A 19,125-nucleotide genomic window follows, 5' to 3' on the forward strand; every position below is an offset into this window, starting at 1 on the left:
AATGGGCCTACCTGCGGCCCTACACCAGCAACGACGAACGCACGGCCGCCCTGGACGACTTCCTCCACGGCTACAACTACCATCGCTGCCACACCACCCTCGGAGGCCAGCCACCCATCAGCCGTGTGAACAACGCTGCGGGTCAATACAGCTAGTACTGGATCCTCTTGATGGGTATACGTCCTGGTGGCGGGGTAGCTGATGGTGCTCGGGGGCGGGTGCTGGGCGATGGTTTTATGGGCACGACCGGCGCGTGATGAGGACGAGCGGGCCGTCGTTTGCCGGCTGTCGCGGACCCGGAGGGCTCCGCGGGAGTGGTGATGCGGGCCCGGATGATCGAGCTGAGCCGGTCGGGGCTGCGGTGCCTGCGATCGTGGTGGAACTGGGGTGCAGTCAGAAGACGGTCCGCTGCCGGCTGCACCGCTTCAACCGTCTGGGCCTGCACTGCAGGGCTTGGATGATCTGGGTGGGCGGGGCCGTAAGCAGCGGATCACCGAGCAGGAACGGTCTTGGGCCATTTCCCTGGTCAAGTCGGTGCCGCCGAGGCGACTCCGGTGGGAACCCGTCGGGAAACTGTGGGTCTTCGACGAGTTGGGACCGCCCGAGTGGACGCTGGATTCCCTGGCCGCGGCAGCACGGACCGAAGGAATCGAGGTGGGCCGCTCGCAGGTCAGACGCATCCTGCTCGCCGAGGGGGTCCGCTGGCGGCGCACCCGGTCCTGGATGCGGTCGAAGCACCCGGACTTCGCCCCAGAGCGGTGTGGACCCGGTTCTGTGTCTTCGCCCGTTTGCCCGAGCTGGAGGTTCCCGGGGCTCGCCGCCAGCTCTTGGCGTACGTGTCGGCGGTGTTCTCCGGGGTGATCTCCTTCCCGGGCGGCGTGGGCAACACGCGCAAGGACCCGGAGGCCTTCGCCCGTCTCCTCCACGACGTCGAGACGAGGATCTTCGACGTACTGCCGGACGAGACATGGGTCTACCCCAGCCACGGCGACGACACGACGCTGGGCACCGAGCGCCCGCATCTGCCGGAGTGGCGAGCACGGGGCTGGTGATCCGCCGACGGGGAGGCGGGGCCGTCCTCTTCAGGACGGCTCCGCTTCTGGGCGGCTCCGCTTCTGGGCGGCTCCTCTTCTGGGCGGCTCCTCTTCTGGGCGGCTCCTCTTCATGACGGCTCCGCCTCCCTGTCGGTGTGCTCTCAGCCAGTGGTCACGGCGTCCGCGCGAGGCGGCTGAACGGCAGGAGTTCACACGACTGCAACACCCGTTCCCACCATGCGGACAAATAGCGCTGTGACCTGGACAAACAGCTGCTTCGCTGCCACTCTCCCGCCATGTACCGACCTCAACGCGCCCTGCGCCCCGCCGTGTCCGCCTGCACCGTGGCCCTGCTCGCCCTCGCCGTGGGCTGTGCCCCGCAGCCGGAGAGCAAGGCGTCGGGCAAGGCTTCCGGGAGCACCGCCGAGACCTGCGCCAAGGGCTCGTTGAGCACCCGGACCTCCGGCAAGCTCACCGTCGCCACCGACGAACCCGCGTATGACCCGTGGTTCAAGGACGACAAGCCCGCCAACGGAAAGGGCTTCGAGTCGGCGGTGACGTACGCCGTGGCGCGACAGCTCGGCTACGCCGACGCCGATGTCGTCTGGCAGAGCGTGCCCTTCAACAAGGCCTTCGCCCCCGGCGCCAAGACCTTCGACTTCGACATCAACCAGGTGTCGATCAGCGCCGAACGCAAGAAGGCCGTGGACTTCTCGTCCGGCTACTACGACGTGCGCCAGGCCGTCATCGCGCTGAAGAACTCCAAGGCGGCGAAGGCGACGAGTCTCGCGGACCTCAAGAAACTGAAGCTCGGCGCGCAGGTCGGCACCACCAGCCTGGACTACATCGACGACGTGGTGAAGCCGACCGGGCAACCGGCCGCGTTCGCGAAGAACGACCAGGCCAAGTCCGCCCTGAAGAACGGCCAGGTCGACGCCATCGTCACCGATCTGCCGACCGCCTTCTACATCACGGCCGCCGAGGTGACCGAGGCGCGGATCGTCGGGCAGTTCGAGAACAGGGGCGGCACTCCGGAGCAGTTCGGGCTCGTCCTCGACAAGGGCAGCGCGCTGACCTCCTGCGTGACCAAGGCCGTGGACGCCCTGCGGGCGGACGGCACGCTCGCGAAGATCGAGAAGCAGTGGCTGTCCGAGGCGGTCGACGCCCCGGTGCTCAAGTGACCGCGATGAAGGGCCAGTCGGGAGAGGACGCCGCCGAGGGAGAGATGCCCTCGGAGGGCGCGCACGGCGGGGGCGTGCTCGAAGCGGAGGCGTCCGAAGGCGGCACGCCCGGACCGGACCTGCCCCGCAGCAGGGCGGCCGAACGGGACCTGCCCGGCACAGCGGCGCCCGGACGGAGCGAGACGTACGTCCCGTCGCGGCGGAGGATCGAGCGCGAGCGCCACCGGCGCGGCCGGGCCCGCCGTTCGGCCGCCGTGGCCGCGCTCTCCACGCTCGTCACGGCCGTCGTGCTCTACCTCGTGGTGGTGAACGCGCCGGGCTGGCCGCGCACGAAGGAGACGTTCTTCGACGCCTCGTTCGCGCGTGAGGCCCTCCCCAAGGTTCTCGACGGACTCTGGCTCAATCTCCGGCTGTTCGTGGTGTGCGGCCTCGTGGTGCTCGTGCTGGGCACCCTGACGGCCGTGGCCCGCACGCTGAAAGGACCGGTGTACTGGCCCGTCCGCGCCCTCGCCACCGCGTACACCGACTTCTTCCGCGGCCTGCCGCTGATCATCTGCCTCTCGATCGTCGTGTTCGGCGTACCCGCGCTCCAGTTGCAGGGCGTCACCACCGACCCCGTCGTTCTCGGCGGCGTGGGCCTGGTGCTCACGTACTCGGCGTACGTCGCCGAGGTCGTCCGCGCCGGCATCGAGTCCGTGCACCCCTCGCAACGGGCCGCGGCGCGCTCGCTGGGCCTCACCGCCAGGCAGACCCTTCGCCATGTGGTGCTGCCCCAGGCCGTCCGCCGTCAGGTCCCGCCGCTCCTGAACGACATGGTGTCCCTCCAGAAGGACACCAGCCTCGTCTCGATCGGCGGCGCTGTGGAGGCGATGCGGTCCGCGGACATCATCGTCGGCCGCAGCCTCAACTACACGGCCTACATCGTCGCGGCGCTGCTCTTCGTGGCCCTGACCATTCCGATGACCCGCTTCACGGACTGGGTCACCGCCCGCATGGACCGGCGTCGCGGCCAGGGAGGGATCGTATGAGCACGGCACCCGCACCCGGCGGTCCGCTGTTGCGGATGGAGTCCGTCCGCAAGACCTTCGGCGACGCGGTCGTCCTGCGGGACGTCGATCTGGAGGTCGCCCCGCACACGGTGACCACGCTGATCGGCGCGTCCGGCTCGGGGAAGTCCACACTGCTGCGCTGCGCCAACCTCCTGGAGGAGGTGGACGACGGAGCGATCTGGCTGGACGGCGAGGAGATCACCGACCCGCGGACCGACCAGGACGCGGTGCGCCGGCGCATCGGCGTCGTCTTCCAGGCCTACAACCTGTTCCCGCACATGACCGTCCTGGAGAACGTCACCCTCGCCCCGCGCCGTGTGCACGGGGTGAGCCGTGCCGACGCCGAGGCACACGCGCGTGAACTGCTCGAACGGCTCGGGCTCGGCGCCAAGGCGGGCGAGTACCCGGACCGGTTGAGCGGTGGCCAGCAGCAACGGGCCGCGATCGTCCGGGCCCTGGCGGTGCGTCCGAGGCTGCTCCTCCTCGACGAGATCACCGCCGCCCTGGACCCCGAGCTCGTGGGCGAGGTCCTGGACGTCGTGCGCGATCTGAAGGAGGACGGCTTGACGATGATGCTGGCCACCCATGAGATGGGCTTCGCGCGCGAGGTCTCGGACCAGGTCTGCTTCCTGGAGGACGGGGTGATCCTGGAGCGCGGCACGCCCGAGCAGGTCCTCGGCGACCCGCGAGAGGAGCGCACGCGGCGCTTCCTCAGGCGGATCGTGGAGGCGGGACGGCTGTGACGGCGGGCGGACGCGCGCGGCCGGATGTCCACGGCTTCCCGGCTCCGCCCGCTCCACCCCGGTCGAGTTCCTGGCCGGGTTCCTGGCCGGGCTCCAGACCGGGTTCCTGGCCGGGTTCCTGGCCGGGTTCCTGGCCGGGTTCCTGGCCGGAAGTCCGTGCTCAGGTGTCCGCACGCCCCGTTCCCGCGAGGGCCGCCACGCGCTCCACCGCGAACGCGTAACCCTGCACGCCGCAGCCGGCGATCACTCCGTCGGCCCGCAGCGAGACGTACGAGTGGTGCCGGAACTCCTCGCGCTGGTGGATGTTGGAGATGTGGACCTCCACCACAGGAAGCCCGTCGCAGGTGTTGAGCGCATCCAGGATGGCGACGGAGGTGTGTGAGTAGGCGGCCGGGTTGATGACGATCCCGGCGTGGTGCAGACGGGCCTCGTGGATCCAGTCCACCAACTCGCCCTCGTGGTTGGACTGCCGGAAGTCCACCGTGCCGCCGTGCGCGGCCGCCGCCTTGACGCACAGCGCCTCGACGTCCGCGAGCGTGTCGGAGCCGTAGATCTCCGGCTGCCGCTGCCCGAGGAGGTTCAGGTTGGGCCCGTTGAGAATCATGATCGGGGCGCTGGCGAGGGTGCGGGGCACGTTTCCTCCGGTCCGTCGGGTCTGCCGGCCCGTCAAGGACCGCTGCTCGGAACCGGTTTATCACGATGCACCGACAGGGCGACGGCTCGTAGTCTCCGGCCATGACGACGCCCGCGTACCCTCCCAAGCCCGTACCCGGCGACCGGATCGCCGTGATCTCGCCGTCCAGCGGTCTGCCCGGGCTCTTCCCGCTTCCGTACGAACTGGGCCTGGAGCGGCTGCGCGAGGAGTTGGGCCTGGAACCGGTCGAGTACCCGGCCACCCGGAGGATGGGGTCGACCCCCCGGGAACGGGCCGACGACATCCACGCGGCCTTCGCCGATCCGACGGTCAGGGCGATCATCGCGTCCATCGGGGGCGACGACCAGATCACCGTGCTGCCGCTGCTGGACCGGGCGTTGATCCGGGCGAACCCGAAGCCGTTCTTCGGATACAGCGACAACACCAATCTCCTCGTCCACCTGTGGAACGCCGGAATCGTCGGCTATCACGGCGGGACGGTGATGTGCGAGCTCGGCCGGCCCGGTGCCATGCACCCGCTGACCGCGGAGTCGCTGCGGGCCGCCCTGTTCACGTCCGGGCCCTACGCGTTGCGTCCCGCCGACCGGTTCCGCGAGGTCGACCTGCCCTGGGAGGCACCGGAGAGCTTCCTCCGCGAGCCGCCGACCGAGCCGGGCACGGGCTGGACCTGGATCCGCCCGGACCGGGTGGTCGAGGGCCGTTCCTGGGGAGGCAACCTCGAGATCCTGTCGTGGTTGCTGATGGCCGACCGCGAGATCGCCCGTGACCCGTCCGTGTACGACGGTCATGTGCTGTTCCTGGAGACCTCGGAGGAGATGCCCGCGGCCGACGACGTCTTCCGGATCCTGCGCGGCATGGGCGAGCGCGGGCTGCTGGGACGCTTTCCGGCGCTTCTCATGGGGCGCCCGAAGGCATGGTCGTTCGCCCGGCCCCTCGCCCCGGAGGCCCGGGCTCGCTACACCCACGACCAGCGCGAAGCGGTCCTGCGGGCCGTCGACGCCTACGCCCCGGACATGACGGTCGTCTTCGACGTGGATCTCGGCCACACCGATCCGCAGATCGTCATCCCCTACGGAGGAACGGTCCGGGTCGACGGCCCGGCCCGGCGCATCACCGTCACCTACTGACACACGGCGCGCTCCCGTGCGCCCCCGTAACCGCCGATCACTGTGGGTAGTTGATCCGGCATGCACGACGTACGCACCGTAAGGGCGCCCTCCATGCTGCGGCTCGCGGCCGCCTCCCTCGTCGGGACGGCCATCGAGTTCTACGACTTCTTCGTCTACGGGACCGCGGCGGCGCTCGTTCTGGGGCCGCTGTTCTTCCCGACGTTCTCGCCGCTGGCGGGGACACTGGCCGCCTTCGGGACGTTCGGCGTCGGGTTCGTCGCCCGTCCGCTGGGCTCGGTGCTGTTCGGGCACATCGGCGACCGGCGCGGGCGACGGCCGGTTCTGCTGGCGTCGCTGCTGCTGACCGGCGCGGCGACGGTCGCCGTCGGCTGTGTTCCGACCTACGACCGCATGGGCGCCGCGGCACCCGTACTGCTGCTGGTGCTGCGTTTCCTCCAGGGGCTCGGACTCGGCGGCGAGTGGGGCGGTGCGGTGCTGCTGACGGCCGAGCACGCGCCCGCGGGGCGGCGCGGGCTGTGGTCGAGCTTCCCTCAGATCGGTCCGTCCTTCGGGTTCGTGCTGGCCAACGGTGTGATGCTGGCGCTGTCGTCGGCACTGTCCGACGCGCAGTTCGCGCACTGGGGCTGGCGGGTGCCGTTCTGGGGCGCGGGGGTGCTCGCCGTGGCGGGGCTGTGGCTGCGCGGTTCGCTCGACGAGAGTCCGCGGTTCCTCGAACTGGGCGACCACGCGCGCATGCCGTTCGCCGAGGTGGTGCGCGACCACTGGCGGCTCGTCCTGCTGACGGCCGGCGGACTCGCCGTCGGATACGCGGTCTTCTACGCGGTGACGACCTGGGCGCTCGCCTACGGCGTCGAACGGCTCGGCGTGAGCCGCACCGTCATGCTGACCTGCATCATGGGCGCCGTTGTGGTGCAGGGAGCGCTGACTCCCCTGGTGGCCCTGCTGGGGGACCGCTACGGACGGCGGCCGCTGTGCATGGCGGGCTGCGCGGCCGCCGCACTGTGGATGTTCCCGATGATCGGCCTGCTGTCGACCGGCGAACCCCTACTGATGTTCATGGGCTTCCTGGTGGCGCTCATCGCGTTCATCACCATGTTCGCGGTGATCGCCGCCTATCTCCCGGAGCTGTACGAACCCCGGGTGCGCTGCACGGGCGCGGCCGTCGGATACAACCTGGGCGGAGTCCTCGGGGGCGCGCTCACCCCTGTCGTGGCGACGGCGGTGGCGAGCGGGGAACGCGTGCCCTGGGGTGTCGCCGCCTATCTGACGGTGATCGCGCTGCTGAGCCTCGGGTGCTTCGCGCTGCTGCCGGAGACCCGGCCCGTACCCAGGCTGTCGGTCGTAGCCGTCACGGAGTGAGTTCCTCCAGCCCCGCGCCCGCCGGCCGGATCAGGGGTTGATGGCGAGCTCCAGATAGGCGGCGAACACGACCAGATGGACGCCTCCCTGGAGCGGGGTGGCCCGCCCGGGCACGACCGTCAGGGAGCTCACGACCACGGTGAGCGCGAGCAGCACCATCTCCGTGGGGCCGAGGCCGAGCACGAGGGGTCCGGAGAGCCAGAGCGAGGCCAGGGCGACGGCGGGAATGGTCAGTCCGATGCTGGCCATCGCCGATCCGAGGGCGAGGTTGAGGCTGGTCTGCACCCGGTCCCGGCGGGCGGCGCGCAGTGCCGCGATGGTCTCGGGGAGCAGCACGAGCAGAGCGATGATCACACCGACCACGGAGTGCGGCATGCCGGCCGCCTCGACCCCGGACTCGATGGTGGGCGACACGCCTTTGGCGAGGCCGACCACCCCGACCAGAGCCAGACCGAGGAGCCCCAGGCTGACCTTGGCGTCCCGGGCGGAGGGCGCGTCGGCGTGGTCGTCCACGTCGATGACCTTGCCCTGCTGGGTGATCGGCAGGAAGTAGTCACGGTGCCGGACGGTCTGGGTCGTCACGAACAGCCCGTACAGCACGAGCGAGGCGACCGCGGCGAAGGTGAGTTGCGCGGACGAGAACTCCGGGCCCGGCTTGCTGGTGGTGAAGGTCGGGAAGACGAGACTGAGTGTCGCGAGCGTCGCGACGGTCGCGAGGGCGGCTCCTGTCCCTTCGGCGTTGAACACGGCGAGCCCGTGACGCAGCGAGGCGACCAGCAGACACACACCGACGATCCCGTTGCAGGTGATCATCACCGCCGCGAACACCGTGTCGCGGGCCAGTGTCGAACTCTTGGCACCGCCGTCCGCCATCAGGGTGACGATGAGGGCGACTTCGATGATCGTGACCGCGACGGCCAGGACCAGGGATCCGAAGGGTTCCCCCACCCGGTGCGCGACCACCTCGGCGTGGTGCACCGCGGCGAGCACGGAACCCGCGAGGACCAGCGTCACCAGAGCGACGACGGCGCCCGGCAGGTCGCGGCCCCAGGTGAAGGCCAGCAGCACCACCGCGATCACGGGCACCACGGCGGTCCACCGTGTCGCGAGTGACCTGAGCCGAGCGATCATGCCGCGATCGTCGCAGCCACGAACGTGCCCCGCACTCCGGCGGCACGGGCCCCGCCCCGGAATCGCGCCGGACGAACACCGCCGGACGCGGGAAGCGGTGACCCGGTGCCATCAGGAGCCGGAAGCGGCTGCCGGGCGCCGCAGGACGCCGGGAGCGGTGACCGAATGGCCTCCGACGCCGGGAGCGGTGGCCGAATGACGTCGGGTGCCGGGAGCGGTGACCGGTAACGCTCCGCCCACCGCTCCCGGGGGTGATCGTCGTCGCGTGCGACGCGGTCAGACGTCAACGCTCTCCTTCGAGGCGCTCTCGGTCCGCTCGCGCGCCGCCTGCTTCCTGGTGGCGGCGAGGCTGGTGATCGTGGTGACCACGAGGACCGCGCAGATCACGCCGAGCGAGACCGGGATGGATATCTCGGGAACATGGACGCCGGACTCGTGCAGCGCGTGCAGGACGAGCTTGATACCGATGAATCCGAGGATGACCGACAGGCCGTAGCTGAGGTGGACCAGCTTCTTGAGCAGGCCGCCGATGAGGAAGTACAGCTGCCGCAGACCCATCAGCGCGAAGGCGTTGGCCGTGAAGACGATGTACGGGTCCTGGGTCAGGCCGAAGATCGCGGGGATCGAGTCGAGCGCGAAGAGCACGTCGGTGGTGCCGATCGCCAGCATCACGACCAGCATCGGCGTCATGACGCGCTTGCCGTTCGCGCGGATCCACAGCTTGGTGCCGTGATAGCGGTCGGCCACGCCGAACCGTCGCTCGGCGGCCTTGAGGAGCTTGTTCTCCTCGAACTCCTCGTCGTCCTCGTCGGCCCGGGCCTCCTGGATCAGCTTCCAGGCGGTGTAGATGAGGAACGCCCCGAAGATGTAGAAGACCCACGCGAAGTTCGCGATGATCGCGGCGCCCGCGGCGATGAACACCGTGCGCAGGACGAGCGCTATGAGGACGCCCACGAGGAGCACGCGCTGCTGGTACTTGGAGGGCACCGCGAACTTCGCCATGATCAGGACGAAGACGAAGAGGTTGTCGACGCTCAGCGATTTCTCGGTGATGAAGCCGGCGAAGAACTCCCCGGCGGGCTGTCCGCCGGCGAAGAGGAGCAGTCCGAGTCCGAACAGCCCGGCGAGGGCTATCCAGACGACCGTCCAGATTCCGGCTTCCTTGATCGATACGTCGTGCGGCTTGCGGCCGATGAAGAAGTCGACCGCGATCAGTGCGGCCAGCCCCACGATGGTCAGGACCCACAGGGTCAGGGAAACATTCACTGCGCCTCCGGCAGTACGTAACGGCAGATTTTTCAGCGTCGTTCGCCACCGGAGGTCTCTTCCACCCGTGGCCGCCGGGCGCTGGATGCGCCTCGGGAGCCTGCGGGCCGACGCCCCGGGATCCGGGGGATCCGTATTGACGGGTGCGTCGCAGCAGGTAGGGAGTACTCCCCTCCGTATGGAAAAAGAGTACCCGAATCACCAAGGAAAGGCAAAGGGGAGAGTAAAAGAAGAACCAAGTTCGCTGGTCAGAGCACTTTACGGTTACTTGGTGAGCCGTGCGGGAGCTCAGGCCCGAAGGCCCGCGAGGGTCCGGAGGCGCCGGGGTCGGCTCAGCGGTTCCACGACCGGCGGGCCTCCGCCACCTGCGCGAGCACCTGCTGGAGCACCTGACTGTCCGCCGGTACGAGTGCGGGCTCATACGTCCACGCGTGTCCGACCCATGGATCGGCGAGATGGTCGTCGGGCACCGGCGTGATCCGCAGCAGCGACCGCCAGAGGGGGTCGAGCAGCGGTCCGTACGCCGCGGCGTCCTCCCGGTCGGCCACCATCATCAGATGGACGCCGACGGCCGGTCCCTCGTCCGCCAGATAGCGGAGCTGGGTGACGGCCCGGTCGTCGAAACCGTGCGGGAAGTCGTTGACGATCAGCAACTGCTCGGCGGTGTCGAGATCCGGAGGCAGCGAGTCCGCGGCTCCGCCGCGCAACGCCATCTGCACCAGGTCGACCCGCTGGGTGAGACGGTTCAGTACGTCCGCCACGCCCGCGGCGCTCGCGGCCGGAGGACCGCCGAGCACCCCGGACCGCGTCAGGGGCGCCAACGACGAGGCTCCGCCGCCGGCCGGGTCGATGACGTGCACGGTGAACTCGCCCGCGGGGTAGATCGCGAGCAGCCGGGCGGCGTGCGCCACGGCGGTGTCCATGGCGAGGCGGCGCACGTGATCGGAATCGGCGAGCGTGCCCTCCAGGGAGGTGCGACCACTGTCCACCCACAGGCCGCGCTCCAGCGGCAGACGCACGAGCATCGGGATGCTCAGATTCTCGGTCTCGGGCAGCCGGAGGTCGCCGAGCCGCAGCGCCATGGGTATCTCCATGGGGGCGCGATAGCCGTGCCAGACGGGGTTGTCCCAGCGCGCGTAGGCCATCGGCAGAGCGGGCTCCACGACGTCCGCCTCGGCGGTGAGCTGCGCGAGGTCGCGGTCGAGGACGGCTCGGGCCTGGTCGACCAGCTGCGCGTGTTTGGCGCGGGCGGCTTCGCGAGCGGCGTCGCCCTGCCCTCCGATCCGACTGCGTGGGTCGGAGAGGACCTGATCGAGCTCCTTCTCCATGCGGGAGTCGGCGAAGTCGACGGCACTGCGGTACGCGGCGACGGTCCGGGCCAGGTCTTCGAACATCCCCCAGACCTGGTTGTAGAGCCGCTCCTCCATGGACCAGCCGGTCGCGTCCCCCGCGACCGGCTGCGCGGGCTGTCCGGGCTGGGCCGGCGGAGCGGTCGGCGGGGGCGGCGGTGGAGCGGTGGTCTGCCGTCCGGGGTGGCTGTAGTCGACCGGGCCGCCTGCGGTGGGCGAGGAGGCAGCGGGAAGGTCGGGCTGCGCGGGGCCCCCCGGACGACCGGTCCCGCCGGCCGTGGCTCCCTGCGGTGCGGGGGTGTATGGCGTCTGCTGCGCCGGCACGGTCCCTGCGGTGCCCTGGGGTCCTGTTCCGGTGCTGGGCTGGTCCGGTCCCTGGGCCGGTGCGGCGGCCTGCCGCGACCGGTCCGCGTCCGGGGTGCGGGGCGGGGGCGCCGCCACCGACCGCGCCATGCCCCGGGCCACCGCGTCGTTGATGCCGGCCGCGAGCCGCCGGGCTTCCGGAAGCCCCTGGTCGGCGAGGAGGTCGGCGAGCCCGCCCGCGTAGCCCTGGCCGACCGCGCGCACCTTCCAGGCACCCTGCCTGCGGTAGAGCTCCAGGGCCACGACGGCGGACTCGCTGTCCAGTCCGGTGACGGTGTAGCTGGCGACTTCGAGACCGTCGAGGCCGGTGACCGCGACGAAGGGGGCGGCGACGGCGCCGAACCGGACCGGTCCGCCGACACCGGTGGGCAGCGCGAGCAGCACGCTGACCCGGTGCACGTCCTGCGGCAGGACACCCAGGTCGAAGGCCAGGCGGTGGTCGGCCGCCGCCTGCTTCGAGACTTCGAGCCCGGGGAGCGTGGGCGCGCCCGGGTGGGCCACCCACTCGACGCCCCGGACCCTGCCCTGCTCGTCGCTGAGCGTGGCCCCCGCCACGATCGGCTTTCCGGCCGAGATACGGACCTCGAGACGAACCTCGGAGAGCGGGTGGTTCTGTCCCCTGACCAGCTCGGCCGTCATCGCCTTGTCCCCCTGTGTCACTGTGTGCGTTTGCGCCGGCCGCTCAGAGGTGCGGCAGGATGGCGGGCATCAGGTCCTGGAACGTACGGCCGTTTGCCGGCGTGCCGAGGGCCGTCATCTGCCAGCCGCTGCCGGCGCGGTGCACCTTCGCCATGATCTGGGCCGTGTACTGGCCGCCGCCCGCCAGGGTGTAGCGGGCGAGTTCCTGGCCGTTGGTCTCGTCGACCAGACGGCAGAACGCGTTCTGCACTTCCTGGAAGGTCTGGCCCGTGAAGGAGTTCACGGTGAAGATGATCTGGTCGATGTGGACCGGGACGCGTTGCAGGTCGACGAGGATGGACTCGTCGTCACCGCCCTGGCCCGCGCCGCCGACGAGGTTGTCGCCGGTGTGCCGCACCGAGCCGTCGTCGCTGACGAGGTGACGGAAGAAGACCACGTCGACGGGCTGCTTGTCCGCGAACAGCACGGCGGACGCGTCGAGGTCGATCTCCCGGGTGCGCGAGCCGAACAGGCCGCGCCGGGGGGCCGCCTGCCAGCCGAGTCCCATACGGACCGCGGTCAGCGTGCCCCCGTCGTTCTTCTGCAGACTGATGGCCTGACCCTTGGTCATATTGACCGTCACGCGCTGTCCCCTCTCGAACTGTCCCCTGTTGCCGCGGAGGCCGCGGATGAACAGAACCCTACGCAGCGGCACTGGCAGCGCCGAACCCTGCGCCGGACTTTGTGTCGGTCTTGCAACACATCGCCTGCCGGCCGGGGCCCGGTGCCGTCGACGCGACGGTCAGGCGATTCCCGCCTCCTTCATCTGCCGCAGCTCCTTCTTCATCTCGGACACCTCGTCGCGCAGACGGGCCGCGATCTCGAACTGGAGGTCGGCCGCCGCGGCACGCATCCGCTGCGTCAGGTCCTCGATCTGCTGAGCGAGTTCGGCCGCGGGGCGGTCGGTCGGCACCGCGGCCTTGTCCTTGGCGGACTTGGCGGCACGGGCCTTGGCGCCCAGCGCGGGCACCGGGGCCTTGGCGCCCTTGCCGTCCTTCGTCTTGCGGTAGCCGGAGCCGAGGAGCTGCTCGGTGTCGACGTCCTCGCGGGCGATCTGCGCCACGATGTCGTTGATCTTCTTGCGGAGGGGCTGCGGGTCGATGCCCCTCTCCTTGTTGTACGCGATCTGCTTCTCCCGGCGGCGGTTGGTCTCGTCGATGGCCTTCTCCATCGCCGGGGTGATCCTGTCCGCGTACATATGGACCTGGCCCGAGACGTTGCGCGCCGCGCGGCCGATGGTCTGGATCAGGGACGTTCCCGAGCGCAGGAAGCCTTCCTTGTCGGCGTCGAGGATCGCCACCAGGGAGACCTCGGGAAGGTCGAGACCCTCGCGCAGCAGGTTGATGCCGACCAGGACGTCGAACTCACCGGCGCGCAGTTCGCGCAGCAGTTCGACGCGGCGCAGGGTGTCGACGTCGCTGTGCAGATAGCGCACCTGGATACCGAGTTCCAGGAAGTAGTCGGTGAGGTCCTCGGCCATCTTCTTGGTGAGCGTGGTGACCAGGACGCGCTCGTCCTTCTCGGTGCGCTGCCGGATCTCGTGCACGAGGTCGTCGATCTGGCCCTCGGTGGACTTGACGACCACCTGGGGGTCGATCAGGCCGGTCGGGCGGATGATCTGCTCGACGTACCCGTCGGAGCGGGAGAGCTCGTAGTTGCCGGGGGTCGCCGAGAGGTAGACGGTCTGGCCGATCCGCTGCTGGAACTCCTCCCACTTCAGGGGGCGGTTGTCCAGGGCGGAGGGCAGGCGGAAGCCGTGGTCGACGAGGGTGCGCTTGCGGGAGGCGTCGCCTTCGTACATCGCGCCGATCTGCGGGACGGTGACGTGCGACTCGTCGATGACGAGCAGGAAGTCGTCCGGGAAGTAGTCGATCAGTGTGTTCGGCGCGGAGCCAGGCTGACGGCCGTCGAAGTGCATCGAGTAGTTCTCGACACCGGAGCAGGAGCCGATCTGGCGGAGCATCTCGATGTCGTACGTCGTCCGCATACGCAGGCGCTGCGCCTCCAGGAGCTTGCTCTGCTTCTCCAGCTCGGCGAGGCGTCCCCCCAGCTCCTTCTCGATGTCGTTGACGGCGCGCTCCATGCGTTCGGGGCCCGCCACGTAGTGGGACGCGGGGAAGACGTAGATCTGGTCGTCGTCGCTGATGACCTCGCCGGTGAGCGGGTGCAGTGTGGACAGGGCCTCGATCTCGTCGCCGAACATCTCGATGCGGACCGCGAGCTCCTCGTAGACCGGGAAGATCTCGATGGTGTCGCCGCGGACCCGGAAGGTGCCGCGGGCGAAGGCGACGTCGTTGCGGGTGTACTGGATGTCGACGAAGCGGCGCAGCAGATCGTCGCGGTCGATCTCTTCGCCGACCTTGAGGCTGACCATGCGGTCCACGTACTCCTGGGGAGTACCGAGGCCGTAGATGCAGGACACCGAGGCGACCACGACGACGTCGCGGCGGGTCAGCAGGGAGTTGGTCGCGGAGTGGCGCAGGCGCTCCACCTCCTCGTTGATCGAGGAGTCCTTCTCGATGTAGGTGTCCGACTGCGGGACGTAGGCCTCGGGCTGGTAGTAGTCGTAGTACGAGACGAAGTATTCGACGGCGTTGTTCGGCAGCAGCTCGCGGAACTCGTTGGCCAGCTGGGCGGCGAGCGTCTTGTTCGGTGCCATGACGAGCGTGGGGCGCTGGAGCTTCTCGATCATCCACGCGGTGGTGGCGGACTTGCCGGTGCCGGTCGCGCCCAGCAGGACGACGTCCTTCTCACCCGCGCGGACGCGCTTCTCCAGGTCGGCGATGGCCGCGGGCTGGTCACCGCTCGGCTGGAAGTGGCTGACGACCTCGAAGGGCGCCACCGAACGTTCGATCTTGGATACGGGCCGCATGGATCCACCGTACGACCCCGCACTGACAACCGGGCCGGATCACCTGCTCTGCGGGGCCCGCGAGCGGCGGTAGGAGCGTTCCCGCACGGGGTGGATCGCCGCTCGGCGGCCCGTGTGCGCGGGGCCGGGATGGGCCGGGACGCCCGGAAGCCGGATCTCCGCGGGGCGCCGGTCGGGCTTGCCCACGACCATCTGCGGGTCGAACATCACGACGACGCCCGCCAGACACAGGAGGGCCAGGGGGCCGATCATCATGGGGGCGAGCAGTGCCGCGGCCGAGTCCCCGGCGGGGGTGCCGTCGGCCGGACCGTGCAGATGGACGCTGAGCGCCGCCATGCCCGTGTAGTGCATGCCGCTGACGGCCAGCCCCATGACGAGACTCGCGCCCACGCTCCAGAGGAAGCCGCGCACCTGCCCGGCGGCCCAGAGGGCGGCGATGGCCGCGACGACGGCGATGACGACCGAGGCGGCGACGGTGAGGGTGTTGTAGGCGAGCTTCCCGTTCAGCCGCATTCCGGCCATGCCCAGGTAGTGCATCGAGGCGATGCCCAGACCGGTGACGGTCCCACCGGTGAAGAGCGCCGTCCCGTTGGCGCCCTGGTAGCCGACGATGAAGATCCCGGCGCCGACCATCAGGACGGCGACGCCCAGGCTCGCGAACGTCGTCGGCCGGTCGTAGTGGACGGGGCTCTCCTGGACCGTGAATCCCATCATCGCGATGAAGTGCATCGTCCAGATGCCGGAGGCGATCGCGACGGAGCCGAGGGCGAGCCATCCGGCCCGCCATGAGCCGGCGACGCACATGGATCTGGTGGTGCAGCGAAGGCCCAGCGCCCCGCCCAGACAGGCCATGAAATACGCCACCAGCGGTGTGACGAGTCCATAGGTGAAGCCGTCGACCGTGCCTTGCATGCGCGGCTGCCTTTCCCGCCCTGTTGCTCCTGGAACCGACCGAAACGCCCCCGCGGCCCCGGCCGCCGGAGCGGACCGGGTTGAGGCAGACAGTACGACCCCACTGGAATGGTCGAACGATAATCCTGCAAACAATCACGACCTCTCCCCAGTTGTGCGCTGGCAGCGGCCCGACTTGGACAACTCCATTCAATCCACGGCCATCTCTCTCCCCCCCTCCATCGACCCTCTGCTGTCAGTCTTGTACTGTCCGTGATCGTCCGACGCGAGGAGAACGCATGCACGCGCGCGTTGCCGCCGCCACGACCGCCGCGCTTCTTGGGGGAGCCGTTCTGATACTGCCCAGCCCGCACGCCAAGGCCGGGGGCCGGATCACGGCACCGCTGGTCGTCGCCCACCGAGGCGCCTCGGCGTACGCTCCGGAGAACACTCTGGCCGCCATCGACCGCGCGGCCGAACTGGGCTTCGACTGGGTCGAGAACGACGTCCAGCGCACCCGTGACGGCCAGTTGGTCGTCCTCCACGACGCCTCACTGGCGCGCACGACGGACGTCAAGGAGGTCTATCCGGGCCGAAGCCCTTGGAACGTCAGAGACTTCACCGCGGCCGAGATCACCCGCCTGGATGCCGGGAGCTGGTTCGGCCCGCGGTTCGCGGGCGCGAAGGTTCCGACGCTGCGGGAGTACATGGAGCGCGTCTCGCGCAACCACCAGAAGCTCGTCCTGGAGATCAAGAACCCTGAGCTGTACCCGGGCATCGAGCGCCAGACGCTCCGCCTTCTGAGCAACGAGGGCTGGCTCGACCCGGTGCACCTTCGGGACAGACTGATCGTCCAGAGCTTCAGCGCGGACAGCGTGCGGACCGTGCACCGGCTGCGGCCCGGCATCACGACGGCCTTCCTGGGAACCCCTCCCGTCGCCCGGCTTCCCGTATACGCGCAGTTCACCGACCAGATCAACTCCGACCACCACGCCCTGTCGCCCGACTACGTCTCGGCCGTCCACGCGCTCCACGGCCCGCACGGTCGGATGAAGGTCTTCGCCTGGACCGTGGACGACGCGGCCACCGCGCGGCGCCTGGCGGGCTTCGGCGCGGACGGCGTCATCACGAACACGCCCGACGTCATCCGAGCGGCACTGCGTTAGCGGGCCGTCGCCCGGTGTGTGGACGGATTCCGGCCACGCACCGGGCGTTGTCAGTGGCGGGCCGTACGGTGGATCGCATGGACAGCCACGGGCGGTACGAGCAGCGGATCGTGTGGTCCGTCGTCGGCACGGACATCGGTCCGCTCCTCCTCGCCGCGACACCCCAAGGCCTGGTCAACGTCGTCTTCCACGCCTCGGACACCGTGCGCGACACCGCGCTCGACCGGCTCGCGTCCCGGCTGGGCGCCGAACCCGTCGAGGCGCCCGGATCGCCGCTGCTGGCCGAGGCGATACGCCAGATCGAGGCGTACTTCGCGGGCGAGCGGCACGCCTTCGACCTGCCGCTCGACTGGTCGCTGATCTCGGGCTTCAACCGCCAGGTGCTGCGAGAGCTGAACTCGGGCGTTCCGTTCGGTTCCGTCGTGGCCTACGGCGACCTGGCCGGGCGGGTCGGAGCGCCCGGGGCGGCCCAGGCCGTGGGGGTGGCCATGGGCTCGAACCCGCTGCCGGTCGTGGTGCCGTGCCACCGGGTGGTCGAGAGCGACGGCGGCATCGGCGGTTTCGGGGGCGGTCTGGAGACCAAGCGAAAGCTGCTCGCCCTCGAAGGGGTGCTCCCGGAGCCCTTGTTCTGAGGCCGATGGCATGGGCCGCGGGGGGGAGTGTCCGCTCCGCCTTCAGCGGCGGCGTGGTCCCGAAGACCGTCAGAGGCTGATGTGGTACGCCTTGCGCAGCGTCTCGTGGACGGTCCACGTCGTACGGTCGCCCTCGCGCAGGAACGCCGCGTCACCGGGACCCACCTCGATGACGTCCCCTCCCTCCACCTCGATGGTGGCGCGGCCGCTGACCACGACGAAGAGTTCGTTGGCCTCGGTGTCGGTCACCACGCCAGGCGTGATCTGCCAGATGCCGCGCAGCTGCTTGCCGTCGGCGGACTCCCACAGGACCTTGCCCGTGACGGCGGGGTCACCGGAGACGATCTGGGCCGGGTCCAGCGGCTCGGGTTCGAGCTCGGCGTCGGCGATGTGCACGGCGAACGACGGCGTGGCCTGGGAGTTCGTGTTCATGAGCGGACACCCTAAGGGCTTGCCCTCCGCCGGGGGCGCCGGGGGTCGCCCCCTTTGCCCGTGCCGAGGGCGCTTCGAGGCGGCGCGACGGCACGGCCGAGTCGTGACGGGTTGTCCCCCATGCCGACGGCCGCTGTCGTACGCCGCGGCCCTGAGGGGTTTGGCCGGGCGCGCCGCCCGCCAGAGATCCAGGGAGGGGAACGTCGACCGACGACAGGAGGCAGGCGCGTGATCGTGACGTCCGAAGAGGTGCGGGAGGCGCTCGACGCGCGGCGGCCGGTGGTGGCCCTGGAGTCCACGATCATCGCCCACGGGCTGCCCCGTCCCCGCAATCTGGAGGTCGCCCTCGAACTGGAGGAGATCGTCCGCGCGGAGGGCGCCGTACCCGCGACGATCGCCGTCCTCGACGGGCGGCCGCACGTCGGCCTGGACAAGAGCCGGCTGGAGCGGGTCGCGAACGAGGACGGCATCCGCAAGCTGGGCCACCGGGACCTGCCGCTCGCGGTGGCCGCGGGAGCGAGCGGGGCGACGACCGTGTCCGCGACGGCCCTGCTGGCGGCCCGCGCGGGGGTGCGGGTGTTCGCCACGGGAGGGCTCGGCGGTGTGCACCGCGAGTGGACGGCGACCCAGGACGAGTCCGCCGATCTGGGACTGTTGGCACGCACCCGGATCACCGTGGTGTGCGCCGGCGTCAAGTCGATCCTGGACGTCCCCGCGACCCTTCAGCGTCTGGAGACGCTGGGCGTGGCGGTGGCCGGGTACGGCACGGACCGCTTCCCCGGCTTCTATCTGTCCGACTCGGGGCACCCCGTGGACTGGACCCTTGACTCCCCCGAGCAGGTCGCGGAGGTGATGCACGCCCAGGACGCTCTGCACGCCCCGGACTCGTCGCTCGTCGTCGCGAACCCCGTCCCCGAGGAGGAGCAGCTCGATCCCGTGCTGCACGCGCGCGTGCTGGCCGAGGCACTGGACGCCTGCGCGTCGGAGGGGGTGACCGGACAGGCGGTGACGCCGTTCCTGCTCGCCTATCTGGTCCGGCACACGGACGGCGCCTCACTCGCCGCCAATCTGGCGGCGGTACGTGGGAACGTACGCCTCGCCGGGCGCATCGCGTCGGCCTGGGCGGGGGCGTGAGCGACACGGACCGGGGCGTCCAGGCCGGCCGCGCCGGGCCGGCGGACCGAAGCGGCCTCT

The 19,125-nt window shown here is 70.2% G+C and carries 16 protein-coding genes and 2 pseudogenes; 10 read left to right on the plus strand and 8 right to left on the minus strand.

The annotated features are described in order from the left end of the window. The 5 genes and pseudogenes from ACZ4AA_RS29500 to ACZ4AA_RS29520 form a co-directional block, all read left to right on the plus strand. Positions 1-155 (plus strand): annotated as a pseudogene (locus ACZ4AA_RS29500) (IS481 family transposase); the annotation flags it as partial. A gap of 690 nt (positions 156-845) precedes the next feature. Beyond that, positions 846-1,052 (plus strand): annotated as a pseudogene (locus tag ACZ4AA_RS29505) (MBL fold metallo-hydrolase); the annotation flags it as partial. 278 nt (positions 1,053-1,330) lie between these two features. After that, positions 1,331-2,215: an ABC transporter substrate-binding protein gene (locus ACZ4AA_RS29510; protein ID WP_467609491.1), complete on the plus strand. Its 885-nt coding sequence runs from the start codon at positions 1,331-1,333 to the stop codon at positions 2,213-2,215. Beyond that, positions 2,212-3,243: an amino acid ABC transporter permease gene (locus ACZ4AA_RS29515; protein WP_467609493.1), complete on the plus strand. Its 1,032-nt coding sequence runs from the start codon at positions 2,212-2,214 to the stop codon at positions 3,241-3,243. The genes ACZ4AA_RS29510 and ACZ4AA_RS29515 overlap by 4 nt, the downstream gene beginning before the upstream one ends. After that, a complete protein-coding gene (locus ACZ4AA_RS29520; protein ID WP_467609495.1) occupies positions 3,240-4,007 on the plus strand; it encodes an amino acid ABC transporter ATP-binding protein in 768 nt (255 codons plus the stop codon). The genes ACZ4AA_RS29515 and ACZ4AA_RS29520 overlap by 4 nt, the downstream gene beginning before the upstream one ends. A gap of 160 nt (positions 4,008-4,167) precedes the next feature. Here the strand turns inward: ACZ4AA_RS29520 and aroQ are convergent, their stop codons facing one another. Further along, positions 4,168-4,641, minus strand: a complete 474-nt coding sequence (gene aroQ, locus ACZ4AA_RS29525; protein ID WP_467609497.1) for a type II 3-dehydroquinate dehydratase — start codon at positions 4,639-4,641, stop codon at positions 4,168-4,170. Positions 4,642-4,742: 101 nt separating this feature from the next. On the opposite strand from aroQ, the gene ACZ4AA_RS29530 reads away from it, so the two are divergent. After that, a complete protein-coding gene (locus tag ACZ4AA_RS29530; protein ID WP_467609499.1) occupies positions 4,743-5,789 on the plus strand; it encodes a S66 family peptidase in 1,047 nt (348 codons plus the stop codon). Between the two features lie 60 nt (positions 5,790-5,849). Next, entirely contained in the window at positions 5,850-7,151 is a 1,302-nt protein-coding gene (locus tag ACZ4AA_RS29535) for an MFS transporter (RefSeq protein WP_467609501.1), read from the plus strand. A gap of 30 nt (positions 7,152-7,181) precedes the next feature. Here the strand turns inward: ACZ4AA_RS29535 and ACZ4AA_RS29540 are convergent, their stop codons facing one another. The 6 genes from ACZ4AA_RS29540 to ACZ4AA_RS29565 all read right to left on the minus strand — a co-directional run bounded on the left by ACZ4AA_RS29540 (position 7,182) and on the right by ACZ4AA_RS29565 (position 15,722). Further along, on the minus strand, positions 7,182-8,282 hold the full coding sequence (locus ACZ4AA_RS29540; RefSeq protein WP_467609503.1) for a calcium:cation antiporter: 1,101 nt from the start codon (positions 8,280-8,282) through the stop codon (positions 7,182-7,184). A gap of 276 nt (positions 8,283-8,558) precedes the next feature. Next, entirely contained in the window at positions 8,559-9,548 is a 990-nt protein-coding gene (locus tag ACZ4AA_RS29545) for a TerC/Alx family metal homeostasis membrane protein (RefSeq protein ID WP_467609505.1), read from the minus strand. Positions 9,549-9,880: 332 nt separating this feature from the next. Further along, the gene (locus tag ACZ4AA_RS29550) at positions 9,881-11,899 is read right to left on the minus strand and encodes a TerD family protein (RefSeq protein WP_467609507.1); all 2,019 of its coding nucleotides are present in this window, start codon (positions 11,897-11,899) and stop codon (positions 9,881-9,883) included. Positions 11,900-11,942: 43 nt separating this feature from the next. Further along, a complete protein-coding gene (locus ACZ4AA_RS29555; RefSeq protein ID WP_361693460.1) occupies positions 11,943-12,521 on the minus strand; it encodes a TerD family protein in 579 nt (192 codons plus the stop codon). A gap of 159 nt (positions 12,522-12,680) precedes the next feature. After that, on the minus strand, positions 12,681-14,810 hold the full coding sequence (gene uvrB, locus ACZ4AA_RS29560; RefSeq protein ID WP_467609509.1) for an excinuclease ABC subunit UvrB: 2,130 nt from the start codon (positions 14,808-14,810) through the stop codon (positions 12,681-12,683). A 39-nt stretch (positions 14,811-14,849) separates the two neighbouring features. After that, a complete protein-coding gene (locus ACZ4AA_RS29565) occupies positions 14,850-15,722 on the minus strand; it encodes an MHYT domain-containing protein (protein ID WP_467609511.1) in 873 nt (290 codons plus the stop codon). Between the two features lie 278 nt (positions 15,723-16,000). Between ACZ4AA_RS29565 and ACZ4AA_RS29570 the strand changes: the two genes are divergently transcribed. Continuing rightward, positions 16,001-16,867: a glycerophosphodiester phosphodiesterase gene (locus tag ACZ4AA_RS29570; RefSeq protein WP_467609513.1), complete on the plus strand. Its 867-nt coding sequence runs from the start codon at positions 16,001-16,003 to the stop codon at positions 16,865-16,867. A 77-nt stretch (positions 16,868-16,944) separates the two neighbouring features. Next, on the plus strand, positions 16,945-17,499 hold the full coding sequence (locus ACZ4AA_RS29575) for a methylated-DNA--[protein]-cysteine S-methyltransferase (RefSeq protein ID WP_467609515.1): 555 nt from the start codon (positions 16,945-16,947) through the stop codon (positions 17,497-17,499). A 69-nt stretch (positions 17,500-17,568) separates the two neighbouring features. Here ACZ4AA_RS29575 and ACZ4AA_RS29580 read toward each other — a convergent pair whose 3' ends face one another. Then, on the minus strand, positions 17,569-17,931 hold the full coding sequence (locus ACZ4AA_RS29580) for a cupin domain-containing protein (protein ID WP_467609517.1): 363 nt from the start codon (positions 17,929-17,931) through the stop codon (positions 17,569-17,571). A gap of 228 nt (positions 17,932-18,159) precedes the next feature. Here ACZ4AA_RS29580 and ACZ4AA_RS29585 point away from each other — a divergent pair, with 228 nt between their 5' ends. Beyond that, positions 18,160-19,065 carry a pseudouridine-5'-phosphate glycosidase gene (locus tag ACZ4AA_RS29585; protein ID WP_467609519.1) on the plus strand — a complete coding sequence of 302 codons (906 nt, stop codon included), beginning with the start codon at positions 18,160-18,162 and terminating at the stop codon, positions 19,063-19,065. Positions 19,066-19,125: the final 60 nt, after the last annotated feature.

Source organism: Streptomyces sp. NPDC024698 (assembly GCF_055559015.1).